The 18,062-nt window shown below is 72.6% G+C and carries 14 protein-coding genes; 4 read left to right on the top strand and 10 right to left on the bottom strand.

The window, feature by feature from the left end; genetic code table 11:
- On the bottom strand, positions 1–858 hold an 858-nt coding region (locus ACTHMS_RS10775; RefSeq protein WP_440306662.1), incomplete at its 3' end, for a Nif3-like dinuclear metal center hexameric protein.
- Positions 859–911: 53 nt separating this feature from the next.
- On the opposite strand from ACTHMS_RS10775, the gene ACTHMS_RS10770 reads away from it, so the two are divergent.
- The 3 genes from ACTHMS_RS10770 (at position 912) to ACTHMS_RS10760 (ending at position 2,986) form a co-directional block, all read left to right on the top strand.
- The gene (locus ACTHMS_RS10770) at positions 912–1,301 is read left to right on the top strand and encodes a PLDc N-terminal domain-containing protein (protein WP_440306661.1); all 390 of its coding nucleotides are present in this window, start codon (positions 912–914) and stop codon (positions 1,299–1,301) included.
- A 72-nt stretch (positions 1,302–1,373) separates the two neighbouring features.
- The gene (locus ACTHMS_RS10765; protein ID WP_440306660.1) at positions 1,374–1,757 is read left to right on the top strand and encodes a hypothetical protein; all 384 of its coding nucleotides are present in this window, start codon (positions 1,374–1,376) and stop codon (positions 1,755–1,757) included.
- Between the two features lie 29 nt (positions 1,758–1,786).
- Positions 1,787–2,986: a DUF480 domain-containing protein gene (locus ACTHMS_RS10760; protein ID WP_440306659.1), complete on the top strand. Its 1,200-nt coding sequence runs from the start codon at positions 1,787–1,789 to the stop codon at positions 2,984–2,986.
- A gap of 7 nt (positions 2,987–2,993) precedes the next feature.
- Here ACTHMS_RS10760 and ACTHMS_RS10755 read toward each other — a convergent pair whose 3' ends face one another.
- The 9 genes from ACTHMS_RS10755 to ACTHMS_RS10715 form a co-directional block, all read right to left on the bottom strand.
- Positions 2,994–5,525 (bottom strand): DEAD/DEAH box helicase, encoded by a 2,532-nt coding sequence (locus ACTHMS_RS10755; RefSeq protein ID WP_440306658.1) that lies wholly within the window; start codon positions 5,523–5,525, stop codon positions 2,994–2,996.
- Positions 5,526–5,558: 33 nt separating this feature from the next.
- Entirely contained in the window at positions 5,559–6,338 is a 780-nt protein-coding gene (locus ACTHMS_RS10750; RefSeq protein WP_440306657.1) for a hypothetical protein, read from the bottom strand.
- Between the two features lie 58 nt (positions 6,339–6,396).
- Positions 6,397–7,110 carry a response regulator gene (locus ACTHMS_RS10745; RefSeq protein ID WP_440306656.1) on the bottom strand — a complete coding sequence of 238 codons (714 nt, stop codon included), beginning with the start codon at positions 7,108–7,110 and terminating at the stop codon, positions 6,397–6,399.
- Positions 7,107–9,731 carry an ATP-binding protein gene (locus ACTHMS_RS10740; protein WP_440306655.1) on the bottom strand — a complete coding sequence of 875 codons (2,625 nt, stop codon included), beginning with the start codon at positions 9,729–9,731 and terminating at the stop codon, positions 7,107–7,109. Before ACTHMS_RS10740 ends, ACTHMS_RS10745 begins: the two co-directional genes overlap by 4 nt.
- A gap of 7 nt (positions 9,732–9,738) precedes the next feature.
- A complete protein-coding gene (locus tag ACTHMS_RS10735; RefSeq protein ID WP_440306654.1) occupies positions 9,739–10,635 on the bottom strand; it encodes a potassium-transporting ATPase subunit C in 897 nt (298 codons plus the stop codon).
- Between the two features lies 1 nt (position 10,636).
- On the bottom strand, positions 10,637–12,787 hold the full coding sequence (gene kdpB, locus ACTHMS_RS10730; RefSeq protein WP_440306653.1) for a potassium-transporting ATPase subunit KdpB: 2,151 nt from the start codon (positions 12,785–12,787) through the stop codon (positions 10,637–10,639).
- On the bottom strand, positions 12,784–14,448 hold the full coding sequence (gene kdpA / locus ACTHMS_RS10725; RefSeq protein WP_440306652.1) for a potassium-transporting ATPase subunit KdpA: 1,665 nt from the start codon (positions 14,446–14,448) through the stop codon (positions 12,784–12,786). The genes kdpB and kdpA overlap by 4 nt, the downstream gene beginning before the upstream one ends.
- Positions 14,448–14,537, bottom strand: a complete 90-nt coding sequence (locus ACTHMS_RS10720; RefSeq protein ID WP_440306651.1) for a K(+)-transporting ATPase subunit F — start codon at positions 14,535–14,537, stop codon at positions 14,448–14,450. Before ACTHMS_RS10720 ends, kdpA begins: the two co-directional genes overlap by 1 nt.
- A gap of 257 nt (positions 14,538–14,794) precedes the next feature.
- Positions 14,795–15,466: a response regulator gene (locus ACTHMS_RS10715; protein ID WP_440306650.1), complete on the bottom strand. Its 672-nt coding sequence runs from the start codon at positions 15,464–15,466 to the stop codon at positions 14,795–14,797.
- A 172-nt stretch (positions 15,467–15,638) separates the two neighbouring features.
- Between ACTHMS_RS10715 and ACTHMS_RS10710 the strand changes: the two genes are divergently transcribed.
- Positions 15,639–17,999 (top strand): amino acid permease, encoded by a 2,361-nt coding sequence (locus tag ACTHMS_RS10710; protein WP_440306649.1) that lies wholly within the window; start codon positions 15,639–15,641, stop codon positions 17,997–17,999.
- The last annotated feature ends 63 nt before the right edge of the window (positions 18,000–18,062 follow it).

The raw sequence follows: 18,062 nt of genomic DNA, 5'->3' as shown, positions 1-18,062 counted from the left end.
GGCGACGGTCTCGACCCGGCGGTCGGGGTCGCCGGCCGCACGCACGCCCCACGTCGTCGCCGGCAGCACCCGGGCGGCGAGCGCGGTGAACTCCCGCAGGGTCGTCGCCGCCGGCAGCCGCCCGACGCGCCCGAGCCCGGTGCGGCCCGGCGAGGGCACCTGCGCCAGCAGGTCGAAGGCGGGCTCCTCGTACGGGTGCGTCGCCCGCAGCGCGCCGATGACGTCGTGCCGCCGCCCGGCCGGCACGACCATCTCGACCCGCGTCTCGCGGACCCGCTCGATCGCACCGACCGCGCCGATGGCCGGCCGCGCCCCGTCGAGCGGACGGAACGTGCCCACGCCCGTCGTCGTCCAGGCACACCGGTCGTAGTCGCCGAGGGCACCCGCTCCCGCCGCGGCGAGGGCGTCGACCAGCCGCTCGGTGTCCGCGTCCGGGACGAAGACCACGAGCTTGTGCAGCGCGGGCTCGTCCGCCGGGTCGAGCGGCCGGGTGTCCAGCAGCCCGAAGCGGGCCGCGAGCGCGTCGTTCACCCCGGGACGCGCGACGTCGGCGTTCGTGTGGGCCACGAACAGGGCGGCACCGCCGCGGATGAGCCGGTGCACCAGCGCGCCCTTCGGGTCGTCCGCGGGCACCCCGTGGACGCCGGTCAGCAGCAGCGGGTGGTGGGTGATCAGCAGCTGCGCGCCGGCCGACAGCGTCTCGTCGACCGTCGCCGGCACGGCGTCGACGGCGAGCACCACCCGCTCGACCGTGTCGGCCGGGTCGCCGCAGACCAGCCCCACGGCGTCCCACGACTCGGCCGTGCGCGGATCGAACCAGGCGTCGAGCGTCGCGACGATCTCGCGCAGTCCGACCATGCGCAGCAACCTATCGGGCTACGCTGGGCCGCACACGACAGGTGGAGGGCGGGATGATCCTGTTCGACGGCGGGCTCGCCGTGCTGGCACTGGGCGTCTGGCTGTTCTGCATCATCGACGTGATCACGACGCCTGAGGGCGAGTGCCGCAACCTGCCGAAGCTGGTCTGGCTGATCCTCGTCATCCTGCTCGTCGACCTCGGCTCGCTGGCCTGGCTGATCGCCGGACGCAACTGGAACGGTCGCGGCGCCTCCGCCCAGCGCTTTGCGCGCGGCGGCGGCGCGGTGTCCGCGCGCCACGACCGGCCGGGTCGCACCGTGCCGAGCAACCCCGACGACGACGAGGAGTTCCTCGCCCTGCTGCGCACCCGCGCCGAGGAGCAGCGCCGCCGGGCCCGCGAGGCGCAGCGGCCGACCGAGGGTGACACGCCGCCCGCGGACTGACGCGCACGCACAATCCGCGCACGGCGCGTTCTCACGTCGCGGGTTGGGCCGGGTTGCGCGAGGATGAACCGCATGGGGATTCGGACCAGCTTCGCGCTGCGCAGGAACAAGATCGGCGACGCCGACTTCCTGCACGCGGTCGCCCGTGCCCGGGAGATCCGGCCGGAGGACACCGGCGCGAGCCGGTGGGACATCGCGAGCATCCTCGGCGGCCGTGAGGACCAGGTCGTCGCCCACGCCGCCGACCCGCTCGCCCCCTACAGCCGCGAGATCGACGGGGTCGACCCCAAGGCGGTGCTCGCCGTGGCCCGCCGGCTGATCCGCCGCGGCGAGGTCGAGGGCTGCCTGTGCGGCTGCCCCGGCTGGTTCACGATCGTGCACGACGTGCTGCCGTCCGGCCGGCACCGCAGCGGCGCCGACCGCGGCGACGACGAGCAGCTCGCCGCGGGCGCCTGACGCGCCGTCGCCCCGCTAGGGTCGGGCGGGTGGAACTGCCCGTCCTCGACGCCACCGAGCAACGCATCGTCGGGAGCCTGCTCGAGAAGCAGGTGACCGTGCCGGCCGGGTACCCGATGACGCTGAACGCGCTGCGGACGGCGTGCAACCAGGCCACGAGCCGCGACCCCGTGACCGACCTCGACGACCGCACCGTCGAGCAGACGGCGCGCGCGCTCAAGGACCGCGGCCTCGCGCGGATCGTCTGGGCCGGCGCGGGCAGCCGCACGCTGAAGTACCACCAGACGCTCACCGAGGTGCTCGAGCTCGGTGCGGACGAACGGGCGCTGCTCACCGTGCTGCTGCTGCGCGGGCCGCAGACGGCCGGCGAGCTCAAGACCCGCACCGAGCGGCTGCACCCGTTCGCCGACAAGGCCGCCGCCGAGCAGACGCTGCTCGCCCTCGCCGACCGCGGGCTCGTGCGCGAACTCCCTCGCCGCCCCGGGCATCACGACAACCGCTGGATCCACCTGTTGGGGCCGATCGCCGAGTCCGCGCCCGCGATCGACGACGACCCGGTCGACCGCGAGTCGGTGCTCGCGTCCGGCGGCGAGGTACGCGACGAGCGCGTGCGCGCGACCTATGCGTCCGTCGCCGACGCCTACGCCGACAGGCTCGTCGACGAGCTGGCCGAGCTGCCGTTCGAGCGCTGGCTGCTGCACCACGTCGCCCGGCTCGCCGGCGACCATCCCATCGTCGAGGTCGGCTGCGGCCCGGGACACGTCACCGCGTTCCTCGCCGACGCCGGCAACGACGCCGTCGGCATCGACCTCACGCCGGCGATGGTCGACGAGGCGCGGCGCCGCTTCCCCGACGGGGACTACCAGGTCGGCGACCTGCGCTCGCTCATGCGGCCGCGCAACGACGACGGCTGGGGCGCGGTGCTCGCGTGGTACTCGCTCATCCACCTCGCGGCCTCCGAGCTGCCGGGGGCGGTCACGTCGCTCGCACGGCCGACCCGCTCGGACGGCTGGGTGCTCGCCGCGCTGCACGCCGGCGCCGGCATCAGGCATCTGGACGCCTGGTTCGAGCGATCCGTCGACGTCGACGTCGTGCTGCACGACCCGGCCGCCGTGCGCGCGGCCGTCGAGGGCGCGGGTCTGGTCGACCTCGAGTGGTACCACCGCGGCCCCTACGCCGCGCGCGGCGAGACGACCGAGCGGCTCTACGTGCTCGGCCGCAAGCAGTAGGTCCCGCTCAGCCGGCGAACGGACCGACCGCGGTCACGGTGAGCACCGGCTCGCCGGCCTCGTCGCTGGCCGCGAGGTCGACGTCGGCGCTGATGCCCCAGTCGCGGTCGCCCTCGGGATCGTCGAAGACCTGCCGGACGTGCCACACGCCCGCCTCGGACGGGTCGACGTGCAGCAGCGCCGCGTTCCGGGCGTCCGGCCCGGTGCCGATGCGGTCGTACTCGGCGAAGTAGCCGTCCAGTGCGTCGGCCCAGCGGTCGGCGTCCCAGCCGGCGGCGGCGTCGAGGGTGCCGAGTTCGTCGGTGCGTCGCAGCGCGGCGAGCTCGACCCGCCGGAACAGCGCGTTGCGCACGAGCACGGTGAAGGCGCGGGTGTTCGCGGTGAGCCGGCTCGGTGCCGGTGCCCGCACGTCCTCGACAGGTGTGGAGACGTCGCCGCTGGTCAGCTGCTCCCACTCGTCGAGCAGGCTCGAGTCGGTCTGCCGCACGACCGCGCCGAGCCACTCGACGATGTCGGTGACGGCCTCGGTGCGCGCCGCGTCGGGCACGCCCGAGCGCAGGGCGCGGTAGGCGTCGGTGAGGTAGCGCAGCACCGCGCCCTCGCTGCGCGTGAGGCCGTAGAAGGAGACGTACTCGGTGAAGGTCATCGCACGCTCCCACATGTCGCGCACGACGGTCTTCGGACGCAACTGGTCGGCGTCCAGCCAGGGGTGGCTCTGCCGGTAGATCGCGAAGGCGGCGGTCAGCAGCTCGTCGAGCGGCTTCGGGTGGGTGACCTCGGCGAGCTGCTCCATCCGTTCCTCGTACTCGAGCCCCTCGGCCTTCATCGCGGCCACCGCCTCGCCGCGGGCCTTGAACTGCTGCGCCGACAGCACCTGCCGCGGGTCGTCGAGCGTCGCCTCGAACACCGAGACGACGTCGAGGGCGTGGGTCTCGGCCTCGGGGTCGAGCAGGTCGAGGGCGGCGAGCGCGAAGGTCGACAGCGGCTGGTTCAGCGCGAAGTTGACCGGCAGGTCGGCGACCAGGCGCACCGTGCGTCCCTCGGCGTCGGGGGTGTCCAGGCGCTCGATCACGCCCGCGGCGAGCAGGGCGCGGTAGCCGCGGATGGCGTCGCGCACGAGCCGCCGCCGCTGCGGCAATGTCGTGTGCGTCGCCTCGATCAGCGCGCGGGCGTGGGCGAACGCGTCGCCGGGGCGCGCGATGAGGTTCAGCAGCATCGCCGGCGTGATGGTGAAGTGCGCCGCGAGCGGCTCGGGGTCGGCGGTGCGCAACCGCTCGTGGGTCTTGCTGCTCCAGTTCACGAAGCCCTCGGGCGGCTTCTTGCGCACGATGCGCTTGCGCTTCTTCTCGTCGTCACCGGCGCGGGCGAGCAGCCGGGCGTTCTCGGTCTCGTGCTCGGGCGCCTGCACCACGACGGTGCCGGCCGTGTCGAAGCCCGCGCGCCCGGCCCGGCCGGCGATCTGCAGGAACTCGCGCACCTGCAGCTGCCGCTGGCGGGTGCCGTCGTACTTCGCGAGCGCCGCGAACACCACGGTGCGGATCGGCACGTTGATGCCGACGCCGAGCGTGTCGGTGCCACAGATGACCTTGAGCAGCCCGGCCTGTGCCAGCTGCTCGACCAGCCGCCGGTACTTCGGCAGCATGCCGGCGTGGTGCACACCGATGCCTGCCCGCACGAGCCGCGACAGCACCTTCCCGAAGCCGGCGGTGAACCGGAACCCGCCGATGAACTCGGCGATCATGTCGCGCTCGGCGCGCGACGCCACGTTGATGCTGGTGAGCGACTGCGCGTGCTCGAGCGCCGCGGCCTGGGTGAAGTGCACGACGTAGATCGGTGCGTTGCCACCGGCGAGCAGGTCGGTGATCGTCTCGTGCAGCGGGGTGACGGCGTACCAGTGGTGCAGCGGCACGGGTCGCGGTGCGCCGGCGCCGACGACCCGGGTCTCGCGTCCGGTGCGGTCGGTGAGGTCGTCGGCGATGCGGCTGACGTCGCCGAGCGTGGCCGACATGAGCAGGAACTGCGCGTTCGGCAGCTCGAGCAGCGGTAGCTGCCATGCCCACCCGCGGTCGGGGTCGGCGTAGTAGTGGAACTCGTCCATGACGACGACCCGCAGGTCGCTGTCGGCGCCGGTGCGCAGCGCCAGGTTGGCGAGCACCTCGGCCGTGCAGCACAGGATCGGCGCCTCGGCGTTGACGGCCGCGTCACCGGTCATCATGCCGACATTGGCCGACCCGAACGTCGCACAGAGGGCGAAGAACTTCTCGCTCACCAGCGCCTTGATCGGTGCGGTGTAGACGGTGCGCAACCCCGCGGCGAGGGCGAAGAAGTGTGCACCGACGGCGACCAGCGACTTGCCCGAGCCGGTGGGCGTCGCCAGCACCACGTTGGCGCCGGTCGCCAGCTCGAGCAGCGCCTCGTCCTGCGCCGGGTACAGCTCGAGGCCCTGCGCGGTCGTCCAGTCGAGGAAGGCGGCGTACGCGGCGTCCGGCTCCAGCGGTCCGGTGAGCGCGTCGGTGAGCAGGAGCGGGCTGGTCGTCATGGTCCGCTCCATCGTGCCCGAGGCGTGCTGACGTCAGTGCAGCGGGAGCGATCGGTAGAGCTCGACGGCGCGGTCGAGCGCGGCTGCACTGCGGCGGTCGAGACCGGCGAGGACGTCGCCCGTCGACCGTCGCAGCGGGCTCGGGTGGGCGATGCTGCCGGCCAGCCGGTCGGGGCCGACCTGGGCGGCCGTCCAGGTGTCGATCTCGTCGTTGAGCGCGCGATCGGCCTCGTCGCTGCGCTCGTAGCGGTCGAACGAGGTGCCGTGCCGTTCGTTGAGGCGGCAGATGACGGCACCGATGTCCGTGGTGACCTCGGCGAAGTCCGCGATCACCACTGTGTCCAGCAGTTCGGTGATCGGCCCGTAGTAGCGCAGCCACGCCCGGAGGCCGGCCAGCGCAGGCACCTCGGGGGTGTATTGCATCGCCGAGGCGATCACCGGCCGCGGGTCGCGCACCAGCACGAGGGCCGGGACACCCAACGTGACGGCGCGCTCGATGGCTCGGTGCGTGTGCAGGTGGGTCGAGGCGAGCACCCCGGGGTTGGCCGCGAGGAAGGCCGCGCGGGCGTAGGAGTTCGCCGAACGGGGGAAGCCGTCGATGACGATCTGCGTGCGCGCCGTGATGCGCGACCACGTGCGGATGAAGGGGTCGGCGGCGCAGAAGACCTCGGACACCCCGGGGGTGTCGAGCAGCCACCCGCGCACCCGGTAGCGGACGACCGGGGGCACCGCCCGCCGGACGGCCGCTCGAAGGGGTCGTCCAGCCGCGGTGTCACCCGCCGCGTGGGCATCCGCCGCATCGGCATCCGGCATGGGCGGACGGTAGCGGTGGGTGGGCGTGATCGCATCCTGGCCGGCTCACCGGTCGTCCTCACGGCTGGTAGCGGTAGCCGAGGCCCGGTTCGGTGATGAGATGGCGCGGACGTGAGGGGTCGACCTCGAGCTTGCGGCGCAGCTGCTGCATGTAGATGCGCAGGTAGCTGCTCTCGGTGTGGTCGGGGGCGCCGCGCACCGCGGTGAGCAGGTCGGTCGGCGTGATCAGCCGGCCCGGGCGGCGCAACAGCGCCTCGAGCATGCGCCACTCGGTCGGGGTCAGCCGCACCACGGTCGGCCCGTCGCCGTCATCGCGGTGCACGATGCGGTTCTCGACGTCGACGGTGACCGGCCCGAGATGGGCCACGAGCGGGGTCTCGACGTCGACGACCTTCCGGGTCGCCGCGCGCAGCCGCGCGAACAGCTCGTTCATGTCGAAGGGCTTGGTCACGTAGTCGTCGGCGCCGAGGTCGAGCGCGGTCACCTTCTCGCGGCTCTCGGACCGCGCCGACAGCACCAGGATCGGCAGGTGCGCCGTACGCGCACGGATGCGGCGGATCACCTCGGCGCCGTCGAGGTCGGGCAGGCCGAGGTCGAGGATCACCGCGTCGGGTTGGGCGGCGGCGGCGAGCTCGACCGCCGCGGCGCCGGTCGTCGCCGTCGTCACCCGATAGCCGCGTCCGGCGAGGTTCATCGTCAGCGAGCGCAGCAGGCTGGGCTCGTCGTCGACGACGAGCACGTGCCCCGGTGTCGGCTGGTGCGGCGTGCTCACGGACGCATCGTTCCAGCGTCGAGCGGTTCGCCGCGCCGGTCGTCGCTCGGCACGGCCGTGCTGCGCGGCAGGGCCACCACGACGGTGAGGCCACCGCCGGGCGTGTCCTCGAGCGTGATGCGTCCGTGCATCGCCTGGACGAACTCGCGCGCGATCGCCAGCCCGAGCCCGACGCCGGCGCCGCGCGTGACGGTGTGGTCGACGAGCCGCTGGAACGGACGGAACACCGCATCGCGCTCGCTGTCGGGGATGCCCGGGCCGCGGTCGACGACGCGCAGCTCGACGACGTCGCCGAATTCCTCCGCGACGACCCGCACCCGGGTGCCCGGTGGTGCGTACCGGTCGGCGTTGTCGAGCAGGTTCGCCACGACCCGTTCGAGCAGCGCGGCGTCGGCGATCACCTCGGGCACGTCGTCGGGGATGTCGATCTCGAACCGCCGCTCGCTGCCGCCGGCCGCGTCGGCCGCGACATAGCCGAGCGCCTGGCTCACGACGTCCTCGAGGGCGACCGGCACCGCCGCCATCGTCAGCACCCCCGCCTGCACGCGTGAGAGGTCGAGCAGGTCGGTGACCAGGGTGGTGAGCTGGTCGAGCGCGGTGTCGGCGGCCTCGAGCAGCACCTGCCGGTCGTCGTCGCTCCAGGTCACGTCGCGCCCGCGCAGGCTCGTGACCGCGGCCTTCGCCGACGCGATCGGGGTGCGCAGGTCGTGGCTCACCGCGTTGAGCAGCGCCGAGCGGATGCGGTCGGCCTCGGCCAGCGGGGCCGCGGCCGCCGCCGCCTCCGCCAGCTGCTGCTGGGTGTGGGCGACGGCGATCTGCGTGGCGAAGGCCGCGAGCAGTCGCTGGTCGGCGGCCGCGAGCGCCCGCCCACGCAGCGCCAGCACCAGGTCGTCGCCCACCGGCACCTCCGCGTCCGCATCCTCCGGACGCGCCACCGGCTGCTCCCCCGCACACGCCAGCACCGTCCAGGTGCCGCGCAGACCGGCGTCCGTGCCGTCCTGCGCCGTGCTCGCCGGCGCCTCGCTGTCGCGGCGCAGCAGCGTCACCGCCGTGAGGCCGAAGGTCTCGAGCACCCGCGACAGCAGCAGCGGCATCGCCTGCTCGCCGCGCAGCAGGTCGCCCGCGAGGGTCGACAGCGACTCGGCCTCGGCGTTCGTGCGCGCGGCCTGCGCCGCGCGGCGGGCGGCGGCGTCGACGACGCGCGACACCATCGCGGCGACGAGCACGAAGACGAACAGCGCCAGTGCGTTCTCGGGCGCGCTGATCGTGATGCGGTGGATCGGCGGCACGAGGTACCAGTTGATCAGCAGGCTGGCCGCGAGCGCCGCCGCCACTGCGGGGTAGAAGCCGCCGACGAGGCTCACGATCACGACCGCCAGCAGGTACAGCAGCAGGTCACTGCCGAGGCTGAGCCGCTCGCGCACCGTCGTGGTCACCGGCGTCAGCACGGCGAAGAGCACGACGGCGACGAGCACCCCGAGCAGCCGTCGCCGGGTGCTCAACCCACCCGTCAGGCGGGGCAGGCTGCGTCCGCGGCCGACGTAGTCGTGGCTGACGACGTGCACGTCGATCGAGCCGGACGCGCGGGTGATCGCGAGTCCGGTGCCCGTGCCCGGCAGCGCGGCCAGCAGCGCGCTGCGGCGGCTCGCGCCGATCACCACCTGGGTCGCGTGGTTGGCACGGGCGAAGTCGAGGATGGCGGTCGAGATGTCGTCGCCGACGACGAGGTGGTAGCTGCCGCCGAGCGACTCGACGAGCCGGCGCTGCTGCTCGAGCGCGGCCGCGCTCGACCCGGCGAGCCCGTCGCTGCGCGTGACGTGCACCGCCAGCAGGTCACCGGCCGCGGTGCGCGCGGCGATGCGGGCGGCGCGGCGGATGAGCGTGTCGCCCTCGGGGCCGCCGGTGAGCGCGACGACGACCCGTTCGCGCGTCTCCCACGTCGCGGCGATGCCGTGCTGCTCGCGGTAGCGCCGCAGCCCCTCCTCGACCTGGTCGGCCAGCCACAGCAGGGCCAGCTCGCGCAGCGCGGTGAGGTTGCCGGGCCGGAAGTAGTTCGACAGCGCGGCGTCGATCTTGTCGGGCTGGTAGATGTTGCCGTGGGCCATGCGCCGCCGCAGCGCCTCGGGCGTCATGTCGACGAGCTCGACCTGCTCGGCGGCGCGCACGACCGAGTCGGGCACGGTCTCGCGCTGCCGTGCCCCGGTGATCGCCTCGACGACGTCGTTCAGCGACTCGAGGTGCTGCACGTTGACGGTGCTGATGACGTCGATGCCCGCCTCGAGCAGGGCCTCGATGTCCTGCCAGCGCTTCTCGTGCTCGAGGCCCGGCACGTTGGTGTGCGCGAGCTCGTCGACGAGCGCGACCTCGGGCCGCCGCGCGAGCACGGCCGGTAGGTCGAGCTCGGTCAGCTCGGCGCCGCGGTACGCGACCGTGCGGCGCGGCACCACCTCGAGCCCCTCGAGCCGCTCGCCGGTGTGCAGGCGCCCGTGCGTCTCGACGAAGGCCACCACGACATCCGTGCCGCGGGCGGCACGGCGATGGCCCTCGTCGAGCATCGCGTACGTCTTGCCTACGCCCGGCGCGGCGCCGAGGTAGACGCGCAGCTGACCGCGCTCGGTCATCGCACTCCTACCTGCTCGGCACCGGGAACGACCGGTCGAGCGCCACGTTCAGCGGCAGCACCGCCACGGTCGACTCGCCCATGAAGCCCAGGCCGCGACCGTCGGTGTACCGCGACACGAGCGCCGCGACCTGCGCCACCGTCACGCCGCGCGCCTTCGCCACCCGGGCCTCCTGGATGCGAGCGTACGCAGGGCTGATGTCCGGATCGAGCCCCGAGGCGGACGCCGTGACAGCGTCCGCGGGCACGGCCGGGGCGCCCGGCGCCGAACCGCGCACCGGCACGATCTGGCCGCGCGAGTAGTCGGCGCCGAACCGCGCGCACTCGACCCGCACGCCGCGGTACGTCGCGAGGAACGGCGTCGCCGGGCAGGCCTGGTTCACGCTCACCGCACGCACGACGTGCCCCTGATAGCCCGGCCCCGACCAGAACACCGCGAGCACGGCGCCGACACCGGTCGACGTGCAGTAGGGGCGGCGTCCGTCGACGCCGTCGAACCGCCCGATCGCGAGGCTGCGCGAGCAGACCTGGGTGAGCAGCGACTGCTTGCCGGTGTCGTCCTTGACCGACGGGTCGGGCAGCGTGTCGACGATCGACTCGGGACCGAGGTTGCTCGCACCGGACGCGGTGGGGTCGTACCCGGCCCCGGCCGCGGACGGGCGGGGCTGGAAGTACTGCGGCAGCGGGTCGCCCTTGGCGTCGGTGAACGACTGGCCGAGCAGGGACGAGCCCACGACCCTGCCGTCGCGGCGCACGAGCGAACCGTCGGCCTTGTGCTGCAGGCCGGGCACCTGCGCGACCGCAGTGACGACGAGCGGGTAGGCGATGCCGAGCACGACGGTGAGCACGAGCAGCAGTCGCAGCGACGCGAAGGTCGTGCGCAGCCAGGTGATGACGACGTTCATGTCAGCGGACTCCGGGCAGGAACTGGATCAGCAGGTCGATGACCTTGATGCCGAGGAACGGCAGGACGATGCCACCGACGCCGTAGATCGCGAGGTTGCGGCGCAGCATCGCGCCGGCGCTCGACGGCGTGTACCGCACGCCGCGCAGCGCCAGCGGGATGAGCGCGACGATGATGAGCGCGTTGAAGATGACGGCCGAGAGGATCGCCGACTGCGGCGAGTGCAGCCGCATGATGTTGAGCTTGTCCAGGCCGGGGTACACGGCCGCGAACATCGCCGGGATGATCGCGAAGTACTTCGCGACGTCGTTCGCGATCGAGAACGTGGTGAGCGCGCCGCGCGTGATGAGCAGCTGCTTGCCGATCTCGACGATCTCGATCAGCTTCGTCGGGTCGCTGTCGAGGTCGACCATGTTGCCGGCCTCCTTCGCGGCCGACGTGCCGGTGTTCATCGCGACGCCGACGTCGGCCTGCGCGAGCGCCGGGGCGTCGTTGGTGCCGTCGCCGGTCATCGCGACGAGCTTGCCGCCCTCCTGCTCGCGCTTGATCAGCGCCAGCTTGTCCTCCGGTCTGGCCTCGGCCAGGAAGTCGTCGACGCCGGCTTCGTCCGCGATCGCCTTGGCGGTGAGCGGGTTGTCACCGGTGATCATGACCGTGCGGATGCCCATGCGGCGCATCTCGTCGAAGCGCTGGCGCATGCCCGCCTTGACGATGTCCTTGAGGTGGATCACGCCGAGCACCCGGGCGGGCCGCCCCTCGACGCGGTCGGCCACGACCAGCGGCGTGCCGCCCGAGGCACTGATGCCGTCGACGACGGTGCCGATCGCCCCCGGCACGTCACCGCCGCCCTCGCGCACCCAGCCGAACACCGCCGCGGCCGCACCCTTGCGGATCTGCCGCGCCGGCTCGCCGTCGTAGGCGGACAGGTCGACACCGCTCATGCGGGTCTGCGCAGTGAACTCGACGAACTGCGCGTGGGTGAGCTCGCCCGGCGCCCGCTCGCGCAGGCCGAACCCGGTCTTCGCGAGCACGACCACCGAGCGGCCCTCGGGTGTCTCGTCGGCCAGGGACGACAGTTGCGCCGCATCGGCCAGCGCGTCACCGGTGACGCCGTCGACCGGGACGAGTTCGCTCGCCTGCCGGTTGCCCAGCGGGATGGTGCCGGTCTTGTCGAGCAGCAGCGTGTTCACGTCACCGGCGGCCTCGACCGCGCGACCGCTCATGGCGAGCACGTTGCGCTGCACCAGCCGGTCCATGCCGGCGATGCCGATGGCCGAGAGCAGCGCGCCGATCGTCGTCGGGATGAGGCAGACCAGCAGCGACACCAGCACGATGCCGGTGATGCCGTGGTTGTCCAGCGCCGACGAGTTCGGGATGCCCGGCTGCCCGACCTTGGCGAAGATCGCCATCGGCTGCAGGGTCACGGTGGCGAGCAGGAAGATGATCGTCAGCGACGCCAGCAGGATGTTGAGCGCGATCTCGTTGGGCGTCTTCTGCCGGCTCGCGCCCTCGACGAGCGCGATCATGCGGTCGATGAAGCTCTGCCCGGGCTGCTGGGTGATCTCGACGACGATGCGGTCGCTCAGCACCTTCGTGCCCCCGGTGACCGAGTTGCGGTCACCACCGCTCTCGCGGATAACCGGCGCGCTCTCGCCGGTGATCGCCGACTCGTCGACGCTGGCGATGCCCTCGATGACGTCGCCGTCACCGGGGATGATGTCGCCCGCCTCGCAGACCACGCGGTCGCCGCGCTGCAGCTCCGGCGCGGGCACCGGCTCCTCACGGCCGTCGGCGGTGAGCCGTCGCGCGACGGTGTCGGTCTTCGCCCGGCGCAGCGCGTCGGCCTGTGCCTTGCCGCGGCCCTCGGCCACCGCCTCGGCGAGATTGGCGAACACGACCGTGAGCCAGAGCCAGACGACGATCAGCCAGGCGAAGGCCGACGGCGACGTCAGCGCCAGCACGGTCGTGTAGACCGCGCCGAGCTCGACGATGAGCATGACCGGGTTGCGCCACAGGGTGCGCGGGTCGAGCTTGCGCAGCGCGTCGGGCAGCGAGCGCCAGAGCGTGGCCGGGTCGAGCAGGCCGCCGGCGACGCGGGTCGGCGCGGCCGGTTCGTGACCGGCCGGTGGCCGTTCGGTGGTGGTGGCGTTCATGAGTGCAGACCCTCCGCGAGCGGCCCCAGCGCGAGGGCCGGGAAGTAGGTCAGCGCGACGACGATGACCGTCACGCCGGTGAGCATGCCGACGAACAGCAGCCGATGGGTGGGCAGCGTGCCCTCGGACGCCGGGGTCGGCTTCTGCTGCGCGAGCGAACCCGCCAGGGCGAGGACGAAGATGATCGGCAGGTACCGGCCGAGCAGCATGGTGATGCCGAGCGCGACGTTGTACCAGGCCGTGTTGACGCCGATGCCGGCGAACGCGCTGCCGTTGTTGTTCGCCGCGGACGTGAACGCGTACAGCACCTCCGAGAAGCCGTGCGCGCCGGTGTTCAGCATCGCCGCCCGTTCACCGGGCAGGGCCATCGCGACCGCCGTGCCGACCAGCACCAGCGCCGGTGTCGTCAGCAGGTAGAGCGACGCGAATTTCATCTCGCGGGCGCCGAGCTTCTTGCCGAGGTACTCGGGCGTGCGGCCGACCATCAGCCCGGCGACGAACACGGTGATGACGGCGAGCACGAGCATGCCGTAGAGGCCCGAACCGGTGCCGCCGGGCGCGATCTCGCCCAACATCATGTTGAGCAGGGTCATCGCCCCGCCGAGGCTCGTGTACGAGTCGTGGAAGCTGTTGACCGCGCCGGTCGAGGTGAGCGTCGTCGCCGTGGCGAAGATGCCCGAATCGGGCACGCCGAAGCGGGTCTCGGTGCCTTCACGGGCCGACCCCACCGCGGTGGGCACCGTGCCGTGGTGCATGCCCTGGAAGACGAGCATCAGGGTGACGCTGGCGAGCGCGATGGTGGTCATGACCGCGACGATCGCCAGCCCCTGCCGCTTGTCGCCCACCATGCGTCCGAACGTGCGCGGCAGCGAGAAGCCGATGCAGAGCAGCAGGAAGATCTCGAGGAAGTTCGTCCACGTCGTCGGGTTCTCGAACGGGTGCGACGAATTGGCGTTGAACGGGCCGCCGCCGTTGGTGCCGAGTTCCTTGATCGCCTCCTGGCTCGCGAACGGCCCACCAGGGATCGTCTGCGTGCCACCGGCGATGGTGTGCACCGTGGCGTAGTGGTGGAGGTTCTGGATCGCACCACCGGCGACCAGCACGATCGCGGCGAGCAGCGACAGGGGCAGCAGGATGCGCAGGCAGATGCGGGTGAGGTCGACCCAGAAGTTGCCGACCCGGTTCGTGCGGCTGCGCGCGAACCCCCGCACGAGCGCGACCGCGACGGCGATGCCGACGGCCGCGGACACGAAGTTCTGCACCGCGAGCCCGGCCATCTGCACCGCGTAGCCGAGCGCGCTCTCGCCCGAGTACGACTGCCAGTTGGTGTTGGTGACGAAGCTCGCCGCCGTGTTCCACGACTGGTCGGGTGTCATCTGCGGCACCGCGTAGGGCGGCCAGAAGTGGTGTTGGACGCGGAGGAAGACGTAGAGCAGGACGACGCTCACGGCGCCGAACGACAGCACCGAGCGCAGGTAGCGCCCCCAGGTCTGGTCGGCCTCGGCGTCGATGCCGCCGACGCGGTAGACGACCCGCTCGGCCGCCAGATGGCGCGTGCCGGTCAGCACCCGGAAGATCAGGTCGCCGAGCGGCTTGTACGTGGCGGCCAGCGCCAGCACCAGCACGCCCAGGAAGACCACCCCGGCCCAGTTCGACGACATCAGAACTTCTCCGGGAGGACCAGGGCGATGATCAGGAACACCAGCACCAGCGCCGAGAGCACCAGGCCGACCGCATTGGTCGCGTTCACAGCCGCTCGCTCCCCTTGGCCACGAGGGCGAGCAGCGCGAAGACCGCCACCGTGATGAGCACGATCCCGAAGTCGTTCACGATCACTCCAGTTGCACCGGGCGCGCGCCCGCCGACACCGCACCGGTGGGTGCGGCGAACCGAGTGAACGCCCGGCCGCGGGCGTCGGGGACGTGTTCCGCGAACCCTTCACGCCGCCATCGCGGCGCCCTCACGGATTCCTGACGGCGGCGATGACGCACGTCACGACGGGCGGCGTCAGACGAGGCGGTAGCCCGCCCCGGGCTCGGTGATGAGGTGGTTCGGCCGCGAGGGTTCGATCTCGAGCTTGCGCCGCAACTGGGCCATGAACACGCGCAGGTAGTGCGTCTCGGTGCCGTACCCCGGGCCCCACACGTCCTGCAGCAGCTGCCGTTGGGTGACGAGCTTGCCGTGGTTGCGGGCGAGCACCTCGAGCAGTTGCCACTCGGTCGGGGTCAGCCGCACCTCGGCGCCGTCGCGCCGCACCTGCTTGGCCGCGAGGTCGACCACGACGTCACCGAGGTCGACCTGCGGCTCGTCGTGCGCGGGCCCCGCCCGCCTCGCCGCCGCGCGCAGCCGCGCCAGCAGTTCCTCCATGCCGAACGGCTTGGTCACGTAGTCGTCGGCGCCGGCGTCGAGCGCGACGACCTTCTGTGCCTCCTGGTCGCGCGCCGACAGCACGATGATGGGCACCGCCGACCACCCGCGGATGCCCCGGATCACGTCGGCGCCGTCGAGGTCGGGCAGGCCGAGGTCGACGATGACGACGTCGGGGCGGTGCTGGGCGGCGGCGCGCAGGCCCTCGCGTCCGTCGGTGGCGGTGTGCACCACGTAGTCACGCGCGACGAGGTTGATGCGCAGGGCGCGCAGCAGGCCGGGCTCGTCGTCGACCACCAGCACGCTGGTCATGCGCCACCCGTCGTGGGACGACCGGTGGCGGGCATGCCGCCATCCTGACGGATCCCCGGCGGGCGAACGGGCACCACCGCCCGCAATCTTTGCGAAATCTTGACGCCCGGGCGCCGGATCCTGACGCCGGCCGGGCCCGTCCAGCCGCTGCCCGGACGTAGCTTCGAGGGTTGTGTCTCAGCCCGTGCCGGCGGCCCTGCCGATCACCGATCTCCCCGAGCGCCTCGGCTACCGGATCAAGTCGAAGGTGCTCGGCCCGCCGCTGGTGAGCGCCCGCCTGCACGACGAGAAGCTGTCGAAGAAGGCGGCGCTCGGGGTGCTGTCGAGCGACTGCATCTCGAGCTCGGCGTACGGCAGCGAGGAGATGCTGATCTTCCTGCTGCCGGCCTTCGGGCTCAGCGGCTTCCACCTGCTCATGCCGATGACCGTCGTCGTGCTCGCCGTGCTGCTGATCATGACGATCATGTACCGGCAGGTCGTCATGGTCTACACACAGGCCGGTGGCTCGTACGTCGTGGCCCGCGAGAACTTCGGGCCGCGCATCGCCCAGATCGCCGCGGTGGCCCTGCTCATCGACTACATCGTCACGGTCGCCGTGCAGACCGCCGCGGGCGTCGCGGCCGTCGTCTCGCTCGCGCCGTCGCTGAGCCCGTACACCCGCGAACTCACCGTCGCCATCATCCTCGTGCTCGCGTACGGCAACCTCCGCGGTGTCCGCGAGGCGGGGCGGGCGTTCGCCCTGCCCACCTACCTCTTCGTCGGCACGGCCGGCCTGGCCATCGCGGTCGGCGTCGTGCGCGACATCGCCGGCAACCTGCCGCACGTCGCGCACCACGCCGGCATGATCGCGGTGCACGACGACAAGCACGCGATCCTCGCCGGCGCCTCGATCTTCGTGCTGCTGAAGGCCTTCGCGAACGGTGGCGCGTCCCTGACCGGCCTCGAGGCGATCTCGAACGGCGTCAGCGCCTTCAAGAGTCCGGCCGGCGCCAACGCCCGCCGCACCCTGACGGTGATGAGCCTGCTGCTCGGCAGCCTCGTCCTAGGCGTCTCGTACCTCGCCTACCGCACCCACGCGACGCCGTACGAGAGCGGGACGCCGACCGTCATCAGCCAGGTGGCCCACGCGGCGTTCGGGCATGCCTGGTACGGCCACCTCGCCTACGGCGCCGTCCAGATCGCCACCGCGCTGATCCTCATCACCGGTGCCAACACCCCGTTCACCGGCTTCCCGTTCCTGGCCAGCTTCATCGCCGAGGACTCGTTCCTGCCGCGGCAGATGACCCGGCGCGGCCACCGGCTGGCCTTCAGCAACGGCATCCTCGTGCTCACCGCGCTCGCGCTGACCCTCGTGATCACCGTCGGCGCGCAGGTCGACAAGCTCATCCCCTTCTACGCCATCGGCGTCTTCACCGGCTTCTCGATGGCGGGCTACGGCATGGCGCACCACTACTTCGTGGGCGCCGGGCGGCGACGGGTCTCGCAGGGCGTCGTGTGCCTCACCGGCGGTGTCGTCTCGACGCTCGTCGTGCTGATCTTCGCCGTCGTCAAGTTCACCGAGGGCGCGTGGCTCGTCGTCGTGCTCGGGCCGTTGCTGTGGTGGCTGCTGCTGCGGCTCAACTCGCGCTACCGCGCCGAGGCCGCCGCACTCGACCTCGTCAGCCGCAAGTTCGAGCAGGGCGGCGCGCCGCAGCACTACGCGCGGCACACGGTGCTCGTCTACGTCGACCGCCTCGACCTCGCCGTCCTGCGGGCGCTGCGCTACGCCGGCAGCCTGCGGCCCACCGACATCCGCGCGGTGCACATCGCCATCGACGCCGAGGCGGCGCAGCACCTGCAGGACGAGTGGGTGCAGCGCGGCATCGCCGAACGCACGCCGCTGACGCTCGTGGAGTGCCCCGACCGGCGCCTGATCCACACCGCGGCGGCCACCGCGCTCGACGTGGCGGTGCGCGACCGCAGTGAGGTGACCATCCTGCTGCCGCGTCGGTCGTTCAGCCTGCTGTCACAACGGCTGTTGCACGACCGCACGGCCGACCGCATCGCCGCGGCGGTGACGAAGGTGCCGCACGTGAACGCCACGATCGTGCCCTTCGACACCACCCTCCCGGACGAGACGGTGCAGCGCCTCACGACGGCGGCGGCCTCGGCCGACCGGGCCGACGGGCCGGTTCCGGTCGTCGCGCCCGCCGCCCCCGAGGTGGCGACGGACGGCACCACGCCGATCGCCGCCGCCGACTACCGGCAGAAGGTCACCATCGAGGGCCGCGTGCGTGCGCTCGGCATCGACTGCACCGCCGGCACGTCGCTCGCGGTGGAGCTCTTCGACGCGTCCGGTGGCATCCGGCTGCTGTTCTTCGGGCGCAGCACCATCCCGGGCCTCACGCCCGGGGCGCGGGTGCGCGCGTCCGGGCGGGTGGGCGAGTACCAGGGACGATTGGCGATCGCGAACCCCGCGTACGAGCTGCGTCCCGACGACGACGGGCGGCCGGGCACCGCCAAGGACGAGGAGCGTCAGCGCACCGCGGTGTGATCGCAGTCGAAGGTGGGCCGGGCGTCGTCGCCGACCGGCAGCTCCGCCCACACCGTCTTGCCG

Origin of the sequence: Jatrophihabitans sp. (genome assembly GCF_051960575.1) — a bacterium.
In the GTDB taxonomy this organism is placed as follows: Bacteria; Actinomycetota; Actinomycetes; order Mycobacteriales; family Jatrophihabitantaceae; genus JBQCEE01.
This window is presented reverse-complemented; position numbering and strand designations above follow the sequence as displayed.

What these genes read in the sequence shown, in the direction of transcription:
- kdpA (WP_440306652.1), bottom strand. Translation starts at nt 14,448, where the DNA reads ATGTCGTCGAACTGGGCCGGGGTGGTCTTCCTGGGCGTGCTGGTGCTG.
- ACTHMS_RS10765 (WP_440306660.1), top strand. Translation starts at nt 1,374, where the DNA reads ATGGGGATTCGGACCAGCTTCGCGCTGCGCAGGAACAAGATCGGCGAC.
- ACTHMS_RS10715 (WP_440306650.1), bottom strand. Translation starts at nt 15,466, where the DNA reads ATGACCAGCGTGCTGGTGGTCGACGACGAGCCCGGCCTGCTGCGCGCC.
- ACTHMS_RS10735 (WP_440306654.1), bottom strand. Translation starts at nt 10,635, where the DNA reads ATGAACGTCGTCATCACCTGGCTGCGCACGACCTTCGCGTCGCTGCGA.
- kdpB (WP_440306653.1), bottom strand. Translation starts at nt 12,787, where the DNA reads ATGAACGCCACCACCACCGAACGGCCACCGGCCGGTCACGAACCGGCC.
- ACTHMS_RS10755 (WP_440306658.1), bottom strand. Translation starts at nt 5,525, where the DNA reads ATGACGACCAGCCCGCTCCTGCTCACCGACGCGCTCACCGGACCGCTG.
- ACTHMS_RS10770 (WP_440306661.1), top strand. Translation starts at nt 912, where the DNA reads ATGATCCTGTTCGACGGCGGGCTCGCCGTGCTGGCACTGGGCGTCTGG.
- ACTHMS_RS10750 (WP_440306657.1), bottom strand. Translation starts at nt 6,338, where the DNA reads ATGCCGGATGCCGATGCGGCGGATGCCCACGCGGCGGGTGACACCGCG.
- ACTHMS_RS10740 (WP_440306655.1), bottom strand. Translation starts at nt 9,731, where the DNA reads ATGACCGAGCGCGGTCAGCTGCGCGTCTACCTCGGCGCCGCGCCGGGC.